The 18301-nt window shown below is 66.0% G+C and carries 14 protein-coding genes, 1 tRNA gene and 2 pseudogenes; 10 read left to right on the forward strand and 7 right to left on the reverse strand.

What is annotated here, in order from left to right:
- Window positions 1-74 precede the first annotated feature (74 nt).
- Window positions 75-1520 carry a MocR-like pyridoxine biosynthesis transcription factor PdxR gene (gene pdxR / locus ACYVD7_RS08620; RefSeq protein WP_460761663.1) on the forward strand — a complete coding sequence of 482 codons (1446 nt, stop codon included), beginning with the start codon at window positions 75-77 and terminating at the stop codon, window positions 1518-1520.
- Window positions 1521-1610: 90 nt separating this feature from the next.
- Here the strand turns inward: pdxR and ACYVD7_RS08625 are convergent, their stop codons facing one another.
- On the reverse strand, window positions 1611-3383 hold the full coding sequence (locus ACYVD7_RS08625) for a transmembrane repetitive protein (RefSeq protein WP_460761666.1): 1773 nt from the start codon (window positions 3381-3383) through the stop codon (window positions 1611-1613).
- 66 nt (window positions 3384-3449) lie between these two features.
- Window positions 3450-4043 (reverse strand): NfuA family Fe-S biogenesis protein, encoded by a 594-nt coding sequence (locus ACYVD7_RS08630; protein ID WP_460761668.1) that lies wholly within the window; start codon window positions 4041-4043, stop codon window positions 3450-3452.
- Between the two features lie 199 nt (window positions 4044-4242).
- On the opposite strand from ACYVD7_RS08630, the gene ACYVD7_RS08635 reads away from it, so the two are divergent.
- Genes ACYVD7_RS08635 through ACYVD7_RS08645 form a run of 3 tightly spaced genes read left to right on the forward strand, consistent with a single transcriptional unit; the run spans window position 4243 to window position 5470 of the window.
- On the forward strand, window positions 4243-4584 hold the full coding sequence (locus tag ACYVD7_RS08635) for a 4a-hydroxytetrahydrobiopterin dehydratase (RefSeq protein ID WP_460761671.1): 342 nt from the start codon (window positions 4243-4245) through the stop codon (window positions 4582-4584).
- An 11-nt stretch (window positions 4585-4595) separates the two neighbouring features.
- Window positions 4596-5027 carry an energy transducer TonB gene (locus ACYVD7_RS08640; RefSeq protein ID WP_460761674.1) on the forward strand — a complete coding sequence of 144 codons (432 nt, stop codon included), beginning with the start codon at window positions 4596-4598 and terminating at the stop codon, window positions 5025-5027.
- Between the two features lie 29 nt (window positions 5028-5056).
- On the forward strand, window positions 5057-5470 hold the full coding sequence (locus ACYVD7_RS08645; protein WP_460761678.1) for an MmcQ/YjbR family DNA-binding protein: 414 nt from the start codon (window positions 5057-5059) through the stop codon (window positions 5468-5470).
- Window positions 5471-5488: 18 nt separating this feature from the next.
- Here ACYVD7_RS08645 and ACYVD7_RS08650 read toward each other — a convergent pair whose 3' ends face one another.
- Entirely contained in the window at window positions 5489-6448 is a 960-nt protein-coding gene (locus tag ACYVD7_RS08650; protein ID WP_460761680.1) for an RluA family pseudouridine synthase, read from the reverse strand.
- A gap of 698 nt (window positions 6449-7146) precedes the next feature.
- Here ACYVD7_RS08650 and ACYVD7_RS08655 point away from each other — a divergent pair.
- Window positions 7147-10047, forward strand: a pseudogene (locus ACYVD7_RS08655) (Rne/Rng family ribonuclease); the annotation flags it as partial.
- A gap of 871 nt (window positions 10048-10918) precedes the next feature.
- Here the strand turns inward: ACYVD7_RS08655 and ACYVD7_RS08660 are convergent.
- Window positions 10919-11602, reverse strand: a complete 684-nt coding sequence (locus ACYVD7_RS08660; protein WP_460761683.1) for a response regulator — start codon at window positions 11600-11602, stop codon at window positions 10919-10921.
- A gap of 170 nt (window positions 11603-11772) precedes the next feature.
- Here ACYVD7_RS08660 and ACYVD7_RS08665 point away from each other — a divergent pair, with 170 nt between their 5' ends.
- The 4 genes from ACYVD7_RS08665 to ACYVD7_RS08680 all read left to right on the forward strand — a co-directional run bounded on the left by ACYVD7_RS08665 (window position 11773) and on the right by ACYVD7_RS08680 (window position 13984).
- Window positions 11773-12726, forward strand: a complete 954-nt coding sequence (locus ACYVD7_RS08665) for a M28 family metallopeptidase (RefSeq protein WP_460761686.1) — start codon at window positions 11773-11775, stop codon at window positions 12724-12726.
- Between the two features lie 63 nt (window positions 12727-12789).
- Window positions 12790-13263 carry a hypothetical protein gene (locus ACYVD7_RS08670; RefSeq protein ID WP_460761689.1) on the forward strand — a complete coding sequence of 158 codons (474 nt, stop codon included), beginning with the start codon at window positions 12790-12792 and terminating at the stop codon, window positions 13261-13263.
- Between the two features lie 58 nt (window positions 13264-13321).
- Window positions 13322-13645 (forward strand): hypothetical protein, encoded by a 324-nt coding sequence (locus ACYVD7_RS08675; protein ID WP_460761692.1) that lies wholly within the window; start codon window positions 13322-13324, stop codon window positions 13643-13645.
- Window positions 13646-13729: 84 nt separating this feature from the next.
- Window positions 13730-13984 (forward strand): hypothetical protein, encoded by a 255-nt coding sequence (locus tag ACYVD7_RS08680; protein ID WP_460761695.1) that lies wholly within the window; start codon window positions 13730-13732, stop codon window positions 13982-13984.
- A 348-nt stretch (window positions 13985-14332) separates the two neighbouring features.
- Here the strand turns inward: ACYVD7_RS08680 and ACYVD7_RS08685 are convergent, their stop codons facing one another.
- The 3 genes and pseudogenes from ACYVD7_RS08685 to ACYVD7_RS08695 all read right to left on the reverse strand — a co-directional run.
- Window positions 14333-15754 (reverse strand): coniferyl aldehyde dehydrogenase, encoded by a 1422-nt coding sequence (locus ACYVD7_RS08685; protein ID WP_460761890.1) that lies wholly within the window; start codon window positions 15752-15754, stop codon window positions 14333-14335.
- Window positions 15755-15934: 180 nt separating this feature from the next.
- Window positions 15935-16022, reverse strand: a tRNA-Ser gene (locus ACYVD7_RS08690).
- A 204-nt stretch (window positions 16023-16226) separates the two neighbouring features.
- Window positions 16227-17147 (reverse strand): annotated as a pseudogene (locus ACYVD7_RS08695) (LysR substrate-binding domain-containing protein); the annotation flags it as partial.
- A 115-nt stretch (window positions 17148-17262) separates the two neighbouring features.
- Here ACYVD7_RS08695 and ACYVD7_RS08700 point away from each other — a divergent pair.
- Window positions 17263-17844 (forward strand): FMN-dependent NADH-azoreductase, encoded by a 582-nt coding sequence (locus ACYVD7_RS08700; protein ID WP_460761698.1) that lies wholly within the window; start codon window positions 17263-17265, stop codon window positions 17842-17844.
- Window positions 17845-18301: the final 457 nt, after the last annotated feature.

The following is an 18301-nucleotide window of genomic DNA, read 5'->3' on the forward strand; positions in this document are numbered from 1 at the left end:
GCGGCAGGACACCGCTTCAGGCTCCAGTCTGGGCATAATCTGGCCCTCATCTCGTGCCAGTTTCAGGAGATTAAATGGAACCAGTATTCCCCTTCGACCTGCACCTGCCAGCCCATGGACACGCAGGACTGGCGCAGGCGCTGCACCAACAGCTGCGTGCCGCGATCCTCGATGGCCGGCTCGGTGCAGCCACGCAGCTGCCTGCCACCCGGCAGGTCGCTGCAGGGCTGGGCGTCGGCCGCAACACCGTGGTCGCCGCCTATGACCTGCTGATCGCAGAGGGCTACGTGATTCCCAGGACGGGCGCCAAGGCCGTCGTGGCCGATATCGCCCGACGTCGACCGGTTCGGCCGCAGCACCGGACTACCCTCGCCGACCCACGCGTGAATCCCATCTGGCGGCAGTCCGCGCTGGAGCCGTCGCGGGTGCGCGAACTGCCGCCGCGCAGCTTCCGCCTGGGCATTCCCGATCACCGTCATTTCCCGCACGACATCTGGCGCCGTCTATCAGCGCATTCGCTGCGGGCGTGGTCGAAGAGCGGCTTCAGCTACGCACCGTCGGAGGGCATCATCGAACTCCGCGAAGCCGTCGCGCACCATGTCGCCTTCGCGCGCGCGGTCGCCTGCGTAGCCGACGACGTCGTGATCACGTCGGGCGCGCAACAGGCGTTCGACCTTCTGGCGCGATTGCTGGTCACGCCAGGAAAAACAAAGGTCGCCGTCGAGGAGCCCGGTTATCCGCCGATACGCGCGGCCTTCATCGCCGCCGGCGCTGTACTGGTGCCGATTCCCGTGGATGACGAAGGCCTGTGCGTGGATCGGTTGCCGGCGGATGTCCGGGTCATCAGCGTCACGCCATCGCACCAGTCACCTACCGGCGTGGCGCTGTCGCTGCAACGTCGCACCGCGCTGCTCGATTTCGCCGGCCGCCACGGCGTCGTCATCATCGAAGACGACTACGACGGCGAATTCCGCTTCGGTGGACGCCCGCTGGACGCACTGCAGACGCTGGATCGCGACGGCCTGGTCTTCTACGTCGGCACGTTTTCCAAGAGTCTGTTTCCGTCGCTGCGCAAGGGTTTCGTCGTTGCACCGCGCTGGGCGCGCGAAGGCCTGGTCACGGTCAAGCATTGCGCCGACTCACACAGCGACACGATCACGCAGTTCGTGCTTGCCGCCTTCATCCGCGACGGCCACCTGGCACGGCACGTCAGGCACATGCGACCGATCTATGCAGAGCGGCGCGAAGCCCTGCTCGCTGGGCTTCGCCACGAACTGCAGCAGTGGCTGGAACCTATTCCGTCCGAAGCCGGCCTGCACCTGGCGGCGCGCATCCGCGATCCTGCGCAGGCCGCGACGATTATTGCCAAGGTCAGGAAACATGCGCCGGGCGCGCAGTCGCTTTCCGAGTACGCGCTGGCGCCACTCGAGCGACCCGCGATCACGTTCGGTTATGGCGTGATCGATGCCGCGGAGATCGCGCCTGCGCTCAAGCGCCTCGCGCAATCGCTCGAGGCGTGATCATAGAGGCGTGATCATAGAGGCGTGATTCTGCCCCGATCCTCGAGGCATGCCCGGTGCGGCGCATCGTGTAGTGGCAACAACCTAGCGTCACGGCGTCGTTTTCGGCGGCGGCTTCACGCTGCCGTTGTCTTCCTGCAGGTGCGGCTTGAATGGCACGTTCGGCGGCGGGCGCGCGGTCGCCGGCTGATCGTTGAGATTGGGATCGCTGATCCCGCAACCGCCGCCCAGCGCCAGCATCGAGACGACGCACTGGATCTTCTTGCTGGTGCCGGGAATCGGAATCGAGACCGTCTTGATGCCCTTTCGCACCCACTCGGCCAGCAGCGTCTCGTTGGGAATCCAGTATTTGTCGAACGCGGTGGGTTCGTAGTCGTTGGGTTTGCGCTTGAGCCAGGTGCCGGAACGATCAAGGTCGACGATGCGATCGTCGAGGGTGCCCGGCGGGTGCCCCGTGTTGACGGGTTTCTCGGTCAGGCGCGGCCCGCCTTCCGCGTTGTACAGGCCGGACGGCTCACCGCGCTGCCCACCAGGTACGTTGCGCGTGGACGCACCCCAGTCGTCACTCTTCGCGGGCGATGGGAACGCGCCCGGTGCGGCGATGGGCTTGGGCCCCTGCCCCGACGTGGCCGTCGAAGGCGCCGACCCGGCGGGTCGCGTGGCCGTGGCGGGGCTCTGCGAACTGGAGGCAGCGGTGGTGGATGAAGAGGATGCCGCGGCCGGAGATTTCGTCGCGTTCGCCGCCGCGGGCGCCGTCGACTTGGAGGTTTGCGTCGAAGTCGATGTCGACGCCGTTGCGGATGTCGCCGCCGGTGCAGTCGCGTTCGCCGGACGCGGCGCGGGGATGTCGCGCGAACGCACGGTCGTGTCCGGCGCACGCAGCGCCGGTTGCACAACGGGGCGCGTGGCGATTTCGGTAGCCCTGACCTGCTGCAACGGCGCAGCGACTTCGCGCACGGTCACGTCGCGCACGCGCGCCTGCACCTGCGGCGCGACGATCTGAGGCTGCGGCAGTTCACGACTGATCGGCTGCAGCGGTTCGGGTACGTCGACGGGGCGCACCTGCGCGGTGGGCGCGGTGATGTCCGGCACGCTCACCTGCGGTTGCGCCGTACGGGGCGTAGGCGGCGGCAGCACGAAGTCGGTCGGTTCCGGCGTTGGTGCGCTCACCACGACGGGCTGCTGTACCGGCGGCGTCGGTGGAATCTGCGGCTCGGGGATGTCGCGTTGCTGGACATCGGGAACAGGTGCTTCCAGTGACGGGGCTTCCAGCGCGGGACTGGGCAGTGCCGGGCTGGCGCTGCTCGCCGAAGCCGCGGCGGCCTCCGCTGCCGACGATGCGGCTTCCTGCGCCTCCTCCGGTTGCTGCTCGGGTTGCTCCTGCGTCTGGCCACCGCCGATTTCGTCGGGCGTACCGCGACCGATGAACTCGACCTGCACCACTTCTTCTTCACCGCGACGCTTGCTGGCTTCGTCTTCCAGCGCCATGAAGCGCACATACATGAGCCACAGCAGCAGGCCGCCGAAGACCAGGTGCCACAGCACGGTGAAGAACGCCGCGAACCAGCGCACCTTGCGCTCTTCCGGCTCCGGCGGTGTCCACTCCTGTCGCCACAGCGTCGCGAACGCTTCCCATTGCGTGAGTTCGCCGGTGCGGCGCGGACGCGCCCTGGGCGGACGCTGGGCAAGCAGATCGACGATGGCCTGCGACGGCACGCCGGTAACGGCGCCGACGCGGGCGGTCATGGTGGCGAACCAGTTCTTCCAGCCGGCCGGGAATTCTCCCGGCGCGCGCATCAGATGCGGAGCGGCCAGCAGCAGCCGGCGCTGTATGGCGAGGATTATTTCGGCAGCGGAGGCCAAGCGCCGCGGCCTAGGGCCTTACGGCCGTTGGGCAACCCGACATGCGACGCATGGGTTGCCGTGCCCTCACGCCGCGTCGCGCGGAATGTAGGGCGCCGAGCCGGTGTCGTGGTCGGTCGCATCGCGCACCGCCGTCACGCCCGGCACCTTTTCCAGCAAGGTCTTCTCGATGCCCTGCTTCAGCGTCACGTCGGCCATGCCGCAGCCATGGCAGCCACCGCCGAAGCGCAGGACAACAACACCTTCAGCGGTGACTTCCTGCACGGCGACGTTGCCGCGATGCGAGGCGAGCTGCGGGTTGATCTCGTTTTCCACGAGCCACTGGACACGTTCGACCAGCGAGGCCGAATCGGCCGGCACCACACCCTTGATCTTCGGCGCGCGGATCTGCAGCTGGCCGCCGGTGTCGCGGGTTTCGTAGTCGATCTCCGCACCGTCCAGGTAGCTGACGCTGGCCGCGTCCAGCCACAGGGTGAAGCCTTCGCAGTCCACGGCCCATTCGTCGCCCTTCAGGTCGCCGGGCTCGGCGAATTCCAGGCGCACGTCGGCACGCGCGGTGCCTGGATGCATCGCCGACAGGCGCACGCCCAGGCCCGGCAGGGCCTCGCGCTCGATCAGCTTGCGGAAATGGGTCTGGGCGGATTCGGAAATATTGATCATCGGTTCGTGGGCTCTGGCACCGCGCCGGTGTGGGGACGGGATAGCTGATCCGGGCGGGCTTACGCAACTGCCTGCGGCAGGCAGGAGCGACGGGCTATTCTAACGGGGTCAGCGCAGCCGCAAGCCGGCCCGCGCATACTCAACGACCACAGTCGATGTGCTCTGTTCAGTCGACTCGCGCATCCAAGGAAAGCACACCATGAGCGACCTCGTCCCCCTCGCCCAGGCCCACTGCCTGCCCCGTCGCGGCAGCGAGCACAAGCTCAGCGAGGCGCGCGTACGCGAACTGCTGCCACAGACCCCCGGCTGGGAGCTGGCCGAGGAAGGCCACGCGCTGACCAAGACCTTCGCCTTCCACAACTATTACGAAACGATGGCTTTCGTGAACGCCCTGGCGTACATGGCCCATCGCGAGGACCACCACCCGGACCTGGGTGTGCACTACAACCGCTGCGTGGTGCGTTTTTCCACCCACGATGTTGGCGGGCTGAGCGAAAACGACTTCATCTGCGCCGCACACACAGAAGCCCTTCTAGGCTGATCGAGGCCACCATGCCGACGACCGCATCTCCACTGTCCCTTCGCCATGCGCGCGCCGGGTTGGCGTGGTCGCTGGCTGCTGGCTGCCTGTTGTTGGCCGCTTGCGGCAAGGCGCCGCCCGCCGAACCCATTCCGCCGCCACCCACGCCGCCGATGGCGCGCGAGACGCCGCCGCCGGATTACCCGCCCGAACTGGCGTGCAAGCGGATCGGTGGCGAAGTCGTACTGGACGTGTCGCTCGCCGCGAACGGCGTTCCGGTGAACGTGACGGTTTTCCGCAGCAGCGGGGTCAAGGCGCTGGATGATTCGGCAGTGACGGCGGTGCATGAGTGGAAGTTCAAGGCCGCGACTGTCCACGGCCAGCCCGCACCCAGCAAGCTGCAGGTGCCCGTAACGTTCGCGCCACCGAACCCGCCCCCGGATGGCTGCGACCGCTACCTGTAGTCGCAACCCGTCGAAGACCCGCGCTCCGTGTGGATACCGAAACGCTGAAAGTCCACTGCGGCAGCAAGCCGGGAGCGCAGGCGCACCTGTACGCAGCACCCAGCAACATTCTGGTGTTCGCCGTCGAAGGCCGGAAGTTCGCCTATTTCAAGACCAGCGATCCGGAAAAATGGCGCTTCAGCGTACGCGTCACCCCGGATCGCTTCATCGAGCTCACCGACGTGCCCGGCATCAAGCCCGCGCGTTACTTTGCCCGCTTCCATTGGGTAACCATCGTCGACGTGCGCCGGGTTCCCGAGGACTACCTCAGGGAACTGGTCGCCTGGTCGTACTGGAAGGCGATGGATGCCCTGCCGAAGTCGCGGCGACTGGCATTGACGGGTGTACCTGACGCATCTGTCCGCAATTCTGGCACCCGCAAGTCGCGCGCCAGAACCACCTGATCAGCGCGACCCGAGCCGTCAGGCCAGCCTGTCCAGCACGTCGATCAGTTCCGGCGCCAGCGGCGCGTTCAGCAGGTACGGCGCCTTGCCGCCATCCAGCGCGAACTCCAGCGTCGAGGCATGCAGGAACATCCGCTTCAGGCCCACCTGTTCGCGCAGGCGCTTGTTGGCATCGGGATCGCCGTACTTGTCGTCGCCGGCAATCGGGTGGCCGATGTGCTGCGAATGCACGCGGATCTGGTGGGTGCGGCCGGTTTCGATGCGCACTTCGCAATACGACTGCCCGCCGCGGCGTTCCAGCACCTTGAAATGACTGAGCGACGGCTTGCCGGCGGCATTGACCTGCACGTGGCGCTCGCCGCCCTGGCGCAGGCCGATGTGCAGCGGCGCGTCCACCGTCATCACGCCGTCGGGCATGCGACCGGTCAGCAGGGCGAGGTAGCGCTTGGCGATCCCGCCTTCCTCGCGCATCAGCGCCTGCAGCTCGGTCAACGCCGAACGCTTCTTGGCCATCACCAGCAGGCCGGAGGTATCCCGGTCCAGGCGATGCACCAGCTCCAGCGACTGATCCGGCCGCAGCGCCCGCATCGTCTCGATGGCGCCAAAGGAAATGCCGCTGCCGCCGTGGCTGGCCACGCCGGAAGGCTTGCTCAGGGCGAGCAGGCGGGCGTCCTCGAACACGATCGCCGCCTCCATCGCCTTCAGGAAGCCGGCCGGCGGCGCGCCCTTCTCGCTCGGCTCGCCAAGGCGGACCGGCGGAATCCGAACTTCGTCCCCGGCTTCGAGCTTGCGCTCCGCCTTCGCACGGCCGCCATTCACCCGGACCTGCCCGGACCGGACCAGCTTGTAGACCAGCGAACGCGGCGCGCCCTTCAGCTGCCCGAGCAGGAAGTTGTCCAGGCGCTGGCCTTCGCGGTCTTCCGGCACGCGAACGGTACGGGCACCCGGGGTGGGTGCTGGGGAGTCTGAACGGGTCATTGAATGGCTTGTTCTGCTACACTGAGGACGCGAGTAAGGTTTTGATTTCGCTGGGAGTTGCCGTAACCCGCCGGTCATCCGGCATAGGCATCGGGGTCGAAAGCCCCGCTCCCGCGATCCGGTCCGCGCCTGACCACTGCCCTGGGGGCAGCCATGTTAGCAGCGACGAACCGGCGGAACCGGCCCTCGCCCGATGGGTCAAACCATCGTGAGATGAACACGACCCGCGCGACGGGGCCCGCAGCCAGGATTGGCAGGGGAAAGAGTCTCAGCACGGCACGGCCGTCCGACTCGCCCCTCGATCCGCCCTCGGACTCCAGTCGCCGGCCTTTCAGGAACGAATAGCAAGAGCGCTCCCGCGGTCCGCCGTGGTGTCGTAGCGCTGGAAAAAGGAAGCCGACGGCGCGTGCCCCGCGCGGTCAGCCACACCAGGCGGCCCGGGACAGCCCCGCGCCAGTCGGCTTGCGGTATCCAGAAGCGAAACGCCCGCGGCGTTCTGCATGTCGCCCGATGCATTGCATCGGCGACGCGGTTCATGGATGGACCAACCGTCGGATTGACCCTGTCAGTCCAGCGGAACCGTTGTGTACGGACCCCAAGTACCCCAGGGGGTTTGCCCGCAGCGGAGATCGCGACCGTGCCGGAGGCACTTCGCGACGGGCGCGTGGGAGCGCGCGAGGAACGCAACAATGAAGCGAATGCTCATCAACGCGACGCAGGCGGAAGAACTGCGCGTCGCCATCGTCGACGGCCAGACCCTGTACGACATCGACATCGAACAGCCGTCGAAGGAACAGAAGAAGTCCAACATCTACAAGGGCAAGATCACGCGTCTTGAGCCCTCGCTCGAAGCGGCCTTCGTCGAATACGGCGCGGAACGCCACGGCTTCCTTCCGCTGAAGGAAATTTCCCGCGACTACTTCCAGCCCGGTGTCGACCACAACAAGGCCGGCCTGAAGGAACTGCTGAAGGAAGGCCAGGAAATCGTCGTCCAGGTCGACAAGGAAGAGCGCGGCAACAAGGGCGCCGCCCTGACCACGTTCATCTCGCTGGCCGGCCGCTACATGGTGCTGATGCCGAACTCGCCCACCGCGGGCGGCGTCTCGCGTCGCATCGAGGGCGAAGACCGCGCCGAGCTGAAGAAAGCGATGGACGCGCTGACGATCCCGGACGACATGGGCGTCATCATCCGCACCGCCGGCGTCGGCCGCGATGCCGAAGAGCTGCAGTGGGACCTCGACTACCTGCTGCAGGTCTGGAAGGCCGTGGCCGAAGCCGCGCTGACCAAGCCCTCCCCGTTCCTGATCTACGCCGAATCGCGCCTGATCATTCGTGCCCTGCGCGACTACATGCGCCCGGACATCGGCGAGATCCTCGTCGACACGCCGGAGATGTACGCCGAAGCGCGCGAGTTCGTCGAGCAGGTGATGCCGCACAACCAGCGCAAGCTGAAGCACTACACCGACGACACCCCGCTGTTCAACCGCTTCCAGATCGAATCGCAGATCGAGAACGCCTACGAGCGTGAAGTGCGACTGCCTTCCGGCGGCGCGCTGGTGATCGACCAGACCGAAGCGCTGACCGCGATCGACGTGAACTCGGCACGCGCCACCAAGGGCGGCGACATCGAGGAAACCGCGTTCCACACCAATCTGGAAGCCGCTGAAGAAGCCGCCCGCCAGCTGCGCCTGCGCGACCTCGGCGGCCTGGTGGTGATCGACTTCATCGACATGGCATCGACCAAGCACCAGCGCGAAGTCGAGAACCGCCTGCAGAACTCGCTGCGCCACGACCGCGCTCGCGTCCAGCTGGGCCGCATCTCGCGCTTCGGCCTGATGGAGATGTCGCGCCAGCGCCTGCGCCCGTCGCTCGGCGAATCCAGCCAGATCGTGTGCCCGCGCTGCGAAGGCCACGGCCGCATGCGCAGCGTCGAATCGCTGTCGCTGTCGATCCTGCGCCTGGCCGAAGAGCATGCGATGAAGGAGAACACCGGCCAGGTGCTGGTGCAGGCTCCGACCGAGATCGCCAACTTCCTGCTCAACGAAAAGCGCCGTGCCCTGAGCGAGATCGAGAAGCGCCACGATTCGCCGATCGTGATCGTCGCGGACGAGCAGCTGCACACGCCGCATTTCGAAGTCACGCGCATCCGTGAGAACGAGATGGGCGAAGAAACCAGCAAGCCCAGCTACCACCGCGGTACGCCGCGCAAGCTGCCGACGCACGCGCTGACCAAGGCCCACCTCAACATCCCGGCCCTGCCGGCGGTGACCAACGTCAAGCCGACCTCGCCCGCCCCGTTGCGCGAACCGCGCGAAGAGCGCGAAACGCCGGCACCGGCACCCGCACCGGTGGCACAGCCGCCGCGCTTCGCCGAACCCGCCCCGCAGAAGGGCGTGATCGACCGCATCCTCGGCTTCTTCCGTGGCAGCAAGCCGATCACGGTCGAACCGACCCTCGCCGAGCGCATGCAGCAGGAGCGCGCCCGCAACGAACGCGGCAACGGCCAGCGTCGCGATGACCGTCGCGACGGTTCCCAACGCGGCGGAAAGGGCCGCGACGGCGGCCGCCGCGACGAACAGCGCCGTGACGCTCGCGGCGGGCAGCAGCAACAGCCCAAGCAGCAGCAGGCACAGCAGCAGCCCAAGCCGCAGCAACAACAGCAGCCCAAGCAGCAGCAACAGCAGAAGCAGCCGCGCCCGCAGAACGAAGAACGCGCGCAGCAGCCGGGCCAGAACGCGCAGCAGCGCCCGCCGCGCGACCAGCAGCCCCGGTCGCAGCAGCCAGCCCGGACTGAGGCCGCCAAGCTCGAAGTCGCACGCGACACGCTGAAGCCCGACATCGCCGCCACCGCAGCGGACGAGATCGCAGCCATCACGCAGATCGCACCGGCGGCAGTTGCCGTCGCAGCAGCGACCGACGCAACGGAATCCACCGCGGTACACGCCGTCGGCGCGCCGGAAGGTACAGCTGCCAGCGAAGCCGGCGGTGATGGCGGCAGCCGTCGCCGCCGTGGTCGTCGTGGTGGTCGTCGCCGTCGTCGTGGTGCAGGCGAAGGTGCCGCAGCCGGCGAAAACATGTCGGGCGACGACGCACTCAACGATGACGCGCTGGGCGACCTGGGCGACGACGACGCGGAAGATGGCGACAACGAGCGCATGTCCTTCGACGGCGACGAACCGTCGGCGCGAACGCTGGTCCAGCGTTCGCAGCCCGAGTTCGACTTCGACGACATCGCTCCGGCGGTTGCAGCAACGCCTGCTCCCGCGGCTCCCGCTCCGGTTGTCGTTCCGGCTCCTGCACCGGCTGCTTCGGCTCCAGTCGCCTCGGCTCCGGCGCCGGCCGCACCGATGACACCGGCTCCGATCGCCGCGCCCAAGCCTGCAGTCACGGCGTCGGCGCCCAGCATCCACGTCGCGCCGCTCGCGGTCGCCGTGGCCGCCGCGATCGACGCCCTCCCGGTCCAGCCCATTCCTGCCCAACCCAGGACCACCGAAAGCAGCCAGGCGAATGTGCCCGCCGCACCCTCGATCGCTGCAGCGCCGGTCATCGCCGCCGCGGAACCTGTGCGTTCGCCCGTTGAGCCGGCAACCGTCCCGTCGACCGTCGTGGTGACCGAAGCGGTTGAAGTCACGATCGTCGAAGACGCGGTCGTGCCCTCGCCGCAGCCTGTGATGCCGGAGCCGGTTGCCCCGATCGCGATCGAGGAAGCCAGGACTGCTGCGACCACCAACGCGCCTGTCGCCGCGACACCCGTGGCTGCCCCGGCTGAAACTGCCTACGTCGAAACCCCGCAGGCTGAAGCTGCTCCGGTTGAAGCAGCTCCGGCTGAAGCCGCACCGCCGGCCGAAACCGCTTCCATCGAGAACGTTGCAACGGAGCAGTTCAGCGTCGACAAGGCGGGGAGCAACGGCATCGACGCCATCGCCAACACGCTGCCCTCAGACCAGGATGCGGGCCTTGCCAGCAACGAGGCGGACGCGGCGGCATCGCCGACGCTCGATTCTGCCGATGCCACGCAAGCCGACGCGTTCCCGCGCACGGCTGGCCTGTTCGACAACGTCCCGCACCCGGTTGTGCCCAACGCACAGCCGTCGGCGTCGACCGATGAGACCAGCGGCGAACACAACGCCTGACCGCCCGGCAAGTAGCAGTAACAACGACGGCCGCGCATATCGCGGCCGTCTTTTTTTTGGTGCCTCAGAAAAACTTGCCGTCATCCCCGCGAAGGCGGGGACCCAGTGACTCTGGGAGAACCTCTGGACCTGCCGTCCCGAGCGCAGCGAGGGATCTGCTGTCTTGCCGCGAAAACAGATCCCTCGCTGCGCTCGGGACGACATTTGCGTTGTTCAGGTCTTCCCGCCGTCCTTGACAGCAAGGCACTGAAGGGCCAGCCATCATCCGTCTTGAAGCGCTTCCGCCTTCGCGGACAAATACAACAGTCGAGCTGCCCCCCTCACCCGGCAAAGCGTGTCATTCGCTCAGGACACCAGCGACCCCCGCCCCGCACAAGCCGGCCTGGGCCGGGTCCAACAATCCGTGCTGCGTCAGCAGTCGCGCCAGTGCCACGGTGTCGCTGATGCCGAGCTTCGCGAACAGCCGCGTCTTGTGGGTGTTGACGGTTTTCGGACTCAGGCTGAGGCGCACCGCGATGTCCTGCTGGCGCAGCCCCTGTACCAGCAGCATGGACACTTCCAGCTCGCGTCCGCTGAGCGCATCGAACGGACAATCGCCATTGCCGATGCGCGACAGCGCGATGTTCTGCGCGACGCTGCCGGTGAGGTAGCGCTTGCCGCGTGCGACGTCGCGGATCGCGCGCAGCAGTTCGTCGGGATCACCTGTCTTGGCGACATAGCCGCTGGCGCCGACTTCGAGCACGCGCCGGGGCAACGGCCCATCATCCAGCACCGATACGACAACCACGCGTGTATCGGGGTTGCCCTTGCGGATACGTTCGATGATTTCGAAGCCGCTCATCCCGGGCAGGTGCAGGTCGCACAGCACCACGTCGGGTGCCAGCCTGCGTATCTGCGGAAGCGCCTGTTCGCCACTGCCGGCTTCGCCGACTACTTCGATGTCGGTGTGTCCCGACAGGATCATGCGCATGCCGCTGCGCACCAACGCGTGGTCGTCCACGATGAAGACACGGATGGTCATCCTTTCCCTTGGCTACAGCTCCGTTGCGTGGAGCCTACGTGGCGAAAACCGGCCACGCAACCGATGCGCCCACCCTGAAGCAAGGTGCTGAAAGTCGCCTGGATGCACGTGCCGGAAGCGCGAGCGTGAGGCACACTCCGGGTCCGTACCGCGACATCTCCAGTGATCCCATGACCCGATCGAACCTTGGCCTCCGCAGCGCCCTCGCCCTCGCCTGCCTGTCGGCCCTTGCCGCCTGCGATCCGCCGGTAGCGCAGAGCGCTGCACCTGCCGCCGCAACGACGGCAGCTGCAACCACTCCCACCAACGCCGCAGCGACGCAATGGCTGGACAGCGTCAAGGCGATCAGCGAAGCCGACGGCGAAGGCCGTCGCGCCGCGATCGGGCAATCGCTCGACACGATGGGGATCAGCTGGCGCCAGGAACCGTTCGACATCGACGGTTCGCACGGCACCAACCTGCTGGCCGACGTCAGCGGTGCCACCAACCAGCCGCAACTGCTGATCGGCGCGCACAGCGATCGCGTCGAAAAGGGCAAGGGTGCGACCGACAACGCTTCGGGCAGCGCCACGGTGCTGGCGCTGGCGCAGCGATTCAAACTGCACCCGTTGGCGAACCACCGCGTTGCCATCGCCTTCTGGGACCTGGAGGAAAAGGGATTGCTGGGTTCCAAGGCGCACGTCGCCGCCGATGCCAAGGGCGCCAGCAAGCCGGCGTTGTACGTCAACTTCGACGTCTTCGGCTGGGGCGACACGCTGTGGCTGATGTCGCCCGACGCCGACAGCGCGCTGGTGCGCGCCAGCAACGCGGCGGCTTCGAAAAACGGCTTGAAGCTTTCCGCCGGCGAACACTATCCGCCCACCGATCACCTCGCCTTCCTCAAGGCGGGCTGGCCGGCGGTGTCGTATTCACTGGTGGGTGGCGACGAAGTGGCCCTGGTCCTCGACGCCTACGCAGGCAAGCAGCTCAGCGTGGTTCCGAAGGTCATGCAGGTGATCCATTCCGACGGCGACACCCTGGCGCAACTGGATGCGAATGCCGCCGCGCGCGGCGTGGATGCGGTCGAAGCCGCCCTGCGCCAGTGGGATGCGGGCAGCCAGAGCGACACCCACGGCAGCAACTGATCGCAGGGGGCGGCGCCAGCTCCGCTGCCACCAATCACCAATTAGGCCTGCTTTGGACGATCCATGTACCCCAAACTTTTTTCAGTCGCGCTGCTGGTCGCATCTCCGGTTGTGCTCGCCAAGCATCCCAGGAATCTGACCCCCATCGAAAATGGCCCCAAGTACGTCCTTGCTGAGGACTTCGTTGCTACCGAAAAGGCCGCCACGTTTACCCTCAAGTCTGGATCGTACGTGGCCGCTTTCGAGGACAGTAAGGCGCTTTACCTCCTGGGCGACGCAAATTGCCTGGAACTGCATGTTGTTCCTCCCAAGCAACCGGAGCACGCGTACACGATGCCTTTCAGTTGTGGCATCTACTACCCAAAGGCAGATAGCGAGCAAGCACTCTTCTTCTACATCCGCGGAACCTCCCCGCGTACTGAGTTCGGGTTGATCGTCAATGCGATCATCAAGGCCGGAGAAGGGAGCTTTAACTACCCGATATCCAGGAAGAACGTGATTGGTCTGCGCCCGCGGCTCCACGGGGCGCAGCCCTGACAATTCACCCAAGGCGAAGCCGCTTCGCGGCTCGCCCTAATCCAGGTGTTAGCAGTCAATGACAGATCATCGGCTCTTCAAACGCATCTTCATTCTTGCGCTTGTCCCGCAACTGGCACTGTGTGTTTGTTACTGGATCTTCGGAGTTGACTACAGCGGCGGAGAAAGCGAATTCCAAAGATTGCTTTCCATCGTCTATATCCCTGGACTCTACTTGGTGTCGCCTGCGCTCCTGCTTGGCTGGCCCGGAGTCGGCCTTCTCCAATTGGCTTTTCCTTTAGCTGGAGCGATCCTTTACTCGCTGGTCATAGCCGCAATCGTGTATGCCGCAAAGCGCAGCTATTTCTCCGCCTTCTTCAGCCTCTTCCGGAGCGGAACCTAGCGGGTTGACGGCTAAAAATTCATCCAAGGCGAAGCCGCTTCGCGGCTCGCCCTAACTCAGGTGTTAGACCTCATAGGAAAGTTCATGGCGACCGTTCTATTGCTAACAGCTCTTACGCTGCCAGTTGTGCTGTTCTGGCTACTCAAGTCTCGCTCTCGTCCAGGCGGGTTCATTGCAGCGACCATTGCCATTGCGTCCGGCTGGGCACTCAACCTGGCCTGGGCTTTCGTTGCTCACGAATCCGTTGCAATCGCCGCTGCTTTTGGCTGGGTCTGCCCCACCATCCTGGTGGGACTCACCTGGCTCGTCTGGCGTTTTGCAAAACGCCGCGCTGCATGAGCCCTGACAATTCATTCAGCCCTAAGCCGCTTCGCGGCTTGGCCTGATTCAGGCGTTAGCCGTCACATGGGGATCCGAGTAGGCGCCTGGGATATTGCGAGGCTTGCGCTGCTTGTCAGCGCACTCGTGTTTTTTGCCTTCGGCCAGAGCAGCAGTGCCTGGAGCAATGTCGGCTGGCTTGCGTTTTGTTCCAGCTTTGCCGTTGGCTGGGCGCAAACCAACTTCGGTCGCAAGAGCCCCATGCCCGACAAGGTCATTCCACGGACCGTCTTTCTAATCGCGCTTGCATGCATTGCCACTCGCATCTGGGGTGCCTTGCGGCAGTAGCGAGCTCGAAGCAATACCCGACTATCGCCGCACCAGCAGCCGGATCACCTTCTCCGGGAATCCCGAATAAGGCGGACGCAGCTTGTCGGTCAGCGTCCAGCGCGACTGGCGGAACACCGGCATGGCCTTGCTGAAGGTAAGGAAGCCTTCGCGGCCGTGGTAGTGGCCCATGCCGCTGGCGCCAACCCCGCCAAAGGGAATGTTGGTGCAGGCGTACTGCAGCAGTGTTTCGTTGACGCAGACACCGCCCGCGACGGTGTTGCCGAGCAGGTGTTCGGTCTGCGCGCTGTCGTCGCCGAAGTAGTACATAGCCAGCGGTCGGCCGTGCGCGTTGATGTAGTCGATCACTTCCTCGAAGCGACCGTAGGTCCGGATCGGCAGGATGGGGCCGAAGATCTCTTCCTGCATCACGCGGGCATCGTCGCCGGGTTCGATCACCAGCGTCGGCGGCAACAGGCGGCGTGCCTCGGCGGCGGCGGCGTCCTTGAGCGTCGCCAGCTCGATGATTTCCGCGCCGCGTTCACGCGCATCGTCCAGGTAGCCGCGCAGCCGGCGATAGTGGCCGTCGTTGATGATGGTGGTGTAGTCGGCGCTGGATTCCAGGTCGGCGTAGCGCGACGCCACTTCCCTGCGCATCGCCTGGACGAATTCATCGCGGCGCGCCTTCGGCACCAGGACATAATCGGGCGCGATGCACGTCTGCCCACCATTGAACAGCTTGCCGGTGGCCAGGCGCGCGGCGGTCACGTCCATCGGCGCGTCCACGCCAATCACGGCCGGCGACTTGCCGCCGAGTTCCAGCGTCACCGGCGTCAGGTTGGGTGCGGCGGCCGCCATGATCTTGCGACCCACCGCGGTCGAACCGGTGAACATGATGTGGTCGAAAGGCAACGCCGCGAACGCGGCGGCGACATCGGCGCCACCCAGCGCGACGGCGACACGTTCGGGCGGGAATACCTCCGCCAGAAGCTCGCGCAGGAACTGGTTCGTGCGCGGGTTGTATTCGGACGGCTTCAGATAAACGTGGTTGCCCGCGGCAATAGCAGTGGCCAACGGCACCAATGAAATATTGACCGGATAGTTCCACGGACCGATCACGCCGACGACACCCAGCGGCACCTGTCGCACCTGCGCACGCGCCGGCCACAGTTTCCAACCGACACCGCGACGCTGCGGGCGCATCCAGCGGCGCAGGTTGGCGATCATGTGGTCGATCTCGCCGAGCACCGTCATGCCTTCGGCCAGCAGGCTCTCGTGCGTCGACCGGTTGCCGAAGTCGGCACTCACCGCCGCGGCCATGTCGTCCAGTCGGGCATGGAACGCCTTGCGCAGGCGCGTGAGGTCGTCGCGACGCTGCTGGTAGTCGGGTCGCTTTTTCAGCCAGGCATCGCGCAGGCGCTGCAGGGTCGGCGCGAGGTCGCTGACGGGCGTGGTGGCGGGCATGTCCATGGGGGCGTTCCGGCGGTAGCTATACGCCGAAGTATGGCCGAGAAGTGCACCGGCGGTGCGGGCCAGTCGCGGGTTCAAGACCGGCGGACTCACCGCCCTGGATCATGGACACCGGCGGTGTCCAGTCCGATCCGGGCGCAACACTCGCCACGAGCACTGAACCACTTCAATCAGTGGCGGAAGCGGTGAGATTCGAACTCACGGATGGTTGCCCATCGCCGGTTTTCAAGACCGGTGCCTTAAACCGCTCGGCCACGCTTCCGTTGTCATGTTGCACCCCGACGGCGGTGTCTCGGCGCCGTCGGGGCCGCGCATTCTCTCACGCCGGCTCGGGCGTGCGCTCGCCTGACTTGGGTGTGGACTTCGCCGGCGTCGGCTTCTTTGTCGCAACGCCTGAAGCAGCCGCGTCCTTTGCGGCGTCCTTCTTCGCGTCGTCCTTGCCGGGGCACGGCTTGCCGGGAATGTCGCCGCACTGCAGGCGCGCGGCCTCGACCAGCGGCGGAACGCGTTCGGCCAGGAAGTCGATGAAAACGCGCACCGCCGGCAGCATGCCGCGACGCGACGCGAACACGGCATGGAAGATGCCCTGTGGCAGGCGCCATTGCGGCAGCACGACTTCCAGTTCGCCACTGCGCACGGCGTCGGCGCACACGGTCTCCGGCAGCATGGTGATGCCGACGCCCTGCTTGGCCAGCGCCATCAGCATCGGGAAGTCGAAACCGGCTACGCGCGGCTTCAATTCGACGCGCTTCACTTCACCATTGGGACCGTGCAGTTCCCAACGCTGGTGGGCTTCGTCCTCGTTCATGCTCAAGGTGACGTGCTGGGCCAGTTCATCCGGATTGGACGGACGACCCATGCGCTTGAGGTAGCCGGGACTGGCGACCAGCAGTTCCTGGATCTGGCCGAAGTTGCGCATCACCAGGCTGCCGTCGTCATCCAGCCGCGTACGTACGCGCAGTGCGACGTCGACGCCTTCGTTGATGATGTCGACGCGGCGGTTGCTGACGTGCAGTTGCACGCGCACCTGCGGGTATTTGGCGAGGAAATCCGGCAGCAGCCTGGGCATCTGTTGCTGCGCCATGCCCACCGGCACGCTCACGCGGATGACGCCGCGCGGTTCGGCGCTGAGGCGATCGACGACTTCGCGCGCGGCCTGCGCCTCGGCCAGCATCGATTGGGCATGCCGGTAGACGCTGTGGCCGACTTCAGTCACGGCAAAGCGACGCGTCGAGCGTTGCAGCAGGCGCACGCCCAGGTCGGTTTCCAGCTGGCTGATGCGACGGCTCAGGCGCGACTTGGGAATGCCCAGCGCGCGTTCGGCGGCGGCGAAGCCCTGGTGGTCGACGACGGCGGCGAAGTAGTAGAGGTCGTTGAGGTCCTGCATGGCTATTATCCCGAAATCAGAACAGTCAGTGATATTAGACTACGTTTATTCCAATATCGCAACAGTGGAAAGTGGCGTCCAACGCGGCCCCGGCCGCATCCAATCGGGAAAGGCCATGAAACTGCTGCATATCGACTCCGCCGCCACCGGCAACGGCTCCGTCACCCGCGAACTAACCGCCGCGATCGTCGCACGCTGGCAGGACGCCCTGCCCGGGCTGGAAGTCAGCTACCGCGACCTCGACGCCCAACCGCTGCCCCACCTGACCGGCGAAGTGCTGGGCAAGGTCGACCCGGCCGTCGCCGCCGAGAGCGAGCGCGCGCTCCAGCAGTTCCTGGACAGCGACGTGATCGTGGTTGGCGCGCCGATGTACAACTTCAGCGTGCCGTCCACGCTGAAAGCCTGGATCGACCGCGTCGCCGTCGCCGGCCGCACCTTCCGCTACACCGAGAAGGGTCCCGAAGGCCTGGCCAAGGGCAAGCGCATGGTGATCGCCAGCGGTCGTGGCGGCCTGTACGGCGACAACAGCCCGGCGGATTTCCAGGAGGCCTACCTGCGCCAGGTGTTCGGATTCCTGGGCGTCTCGGAAATCGAGTTCGTCCGTGCCGAGGGCGTGGCGTATTCGCCGCAGCATCGCGCCGATGCGCTGCAGGGCGCGAAGGCGGCCATCCGGGCGCCGCTGCGCGAGGCCGCGTAACACCGGTCCCGTCATGGTCACTCGAAGCGACAAGGCCCGTGGATGCGGGTCTTGTTTCGCGTGGGTGCGATGCGGCGGAAGTGGCCAGGATGCAGGCGGCCTGCGCCTTCTGCGGCGGGTCAAGACCCGCCCTACGGATTCGGGGTTCCTGGAACCCTCGCAGTCGATTCCGGAACCCTCGGGAGGGACTTTTATTCCCTCCCAAGGGATTTTTATTTCCTCGCGAGCGTTTCCTATTCCCTCGCGAGGGATTTTTATTCGCTCCCGAGGGTTTCCGGATCCCTCCGGCGCGATGCCTCGATACCTCGCGAGGGTTTCCGGATCGCTCGCGAGGGTTCAAGAATCGACTGCGAAGGTTCCGGAATCGACTGCGAGGGATCCGGAAAGGGTCGCCTTCGGACAAAAAAGAACCCCGCGAAAGCGGGGTTCTTTTCAGGGCGCCTGTAGCCCCGAGGCG

This window comes from Lysobacter fragariae (genome assembly GCF_054779775.1).

Coding starts and splice junctions, on each gene's coding strand:
- pdxR (WP_460761663.1), top strand. CDS start 75: ATGGAACCAGTATTCCCCTTCGACCTGCACCTGCCAGCCCATGGACAC.
- ACYVD7_RS08630 (WP_460761668.1), bottom strand. CDS start 4,043: ATGATCAATATTTCCGAATCCGCCCAGACCCATTTCCGCAAGCTGATC.
- ACYVD7_RS08635 (WP_460761671.1), top strand. CDS start 4,243: ATGAGCGACCTCGTCCCCCTCGCCCAGGCCCACTGCCTGCCCCGTCGC.
- ACYVD7_RS08640 (WP_460761674.1), top strand. CDS start 4,596: ATGCCGACGACCGCATCTCCACTGTCCCTTCGCCATGCGCGCGCCGGG.
- ACYVD7_RS08650 (WP_460761680.1), bottom strand. CDS start 6,448: ATGACCCGTTCAGACTCCCCAGCACCCACCCCGGGTGCCCGTACCGTT.
- ACYVD7_RS08660 (WP_460761683.1), bottom strand. CDS start 11,602: ATGACCATCCGTGTCTTCATCGTGGACGACCACGCGTTGGTGCGCAGC.
- ACYVD7_RS08665 (WP_460761686.1), top strand. CDS start 11,773: ATGACCCGATCGAACCTTGGCCTCCGCAGCGCCCTCGCCCTCGCCTGC.
- ACYVD7_RS08670 (WP_460761689.1), top strand. CDS start 12,790: ATGTACCCCAAACTTTTTTCAGTCGCGCTGCTGGTCGCATCTCCGGTT.
- ACYVD7_RS08675 (WP_460761692.1), top strand. CDS start 13,322: ATGACAGATCATCGGCTCTTCAAACGCATCTTCATTCTTGCGCTTGTC.
- ACYVD7_RS08680 (WP_460761695.1), top strand. CDS start 13,730: ATGGCGACCGTTCTATTGCTAACAGCTCTTACGCTGCCAGTTGTGCTG.
- ACYVD7_RS08685 (WP_460761890.1), bottom strand. CDS start 15,754: ATGCCCGCCACCACGCCCGTCAGCGACCTCGCGCCGACCCTGCAGCGC.
- ACYVD7_RS08700 (WP_460761698.1), top strand. CDS start 17,263: ATGAAACTGCTGCATATCGACTCCGCCGCCACCGGCAACGGCTCCGTC.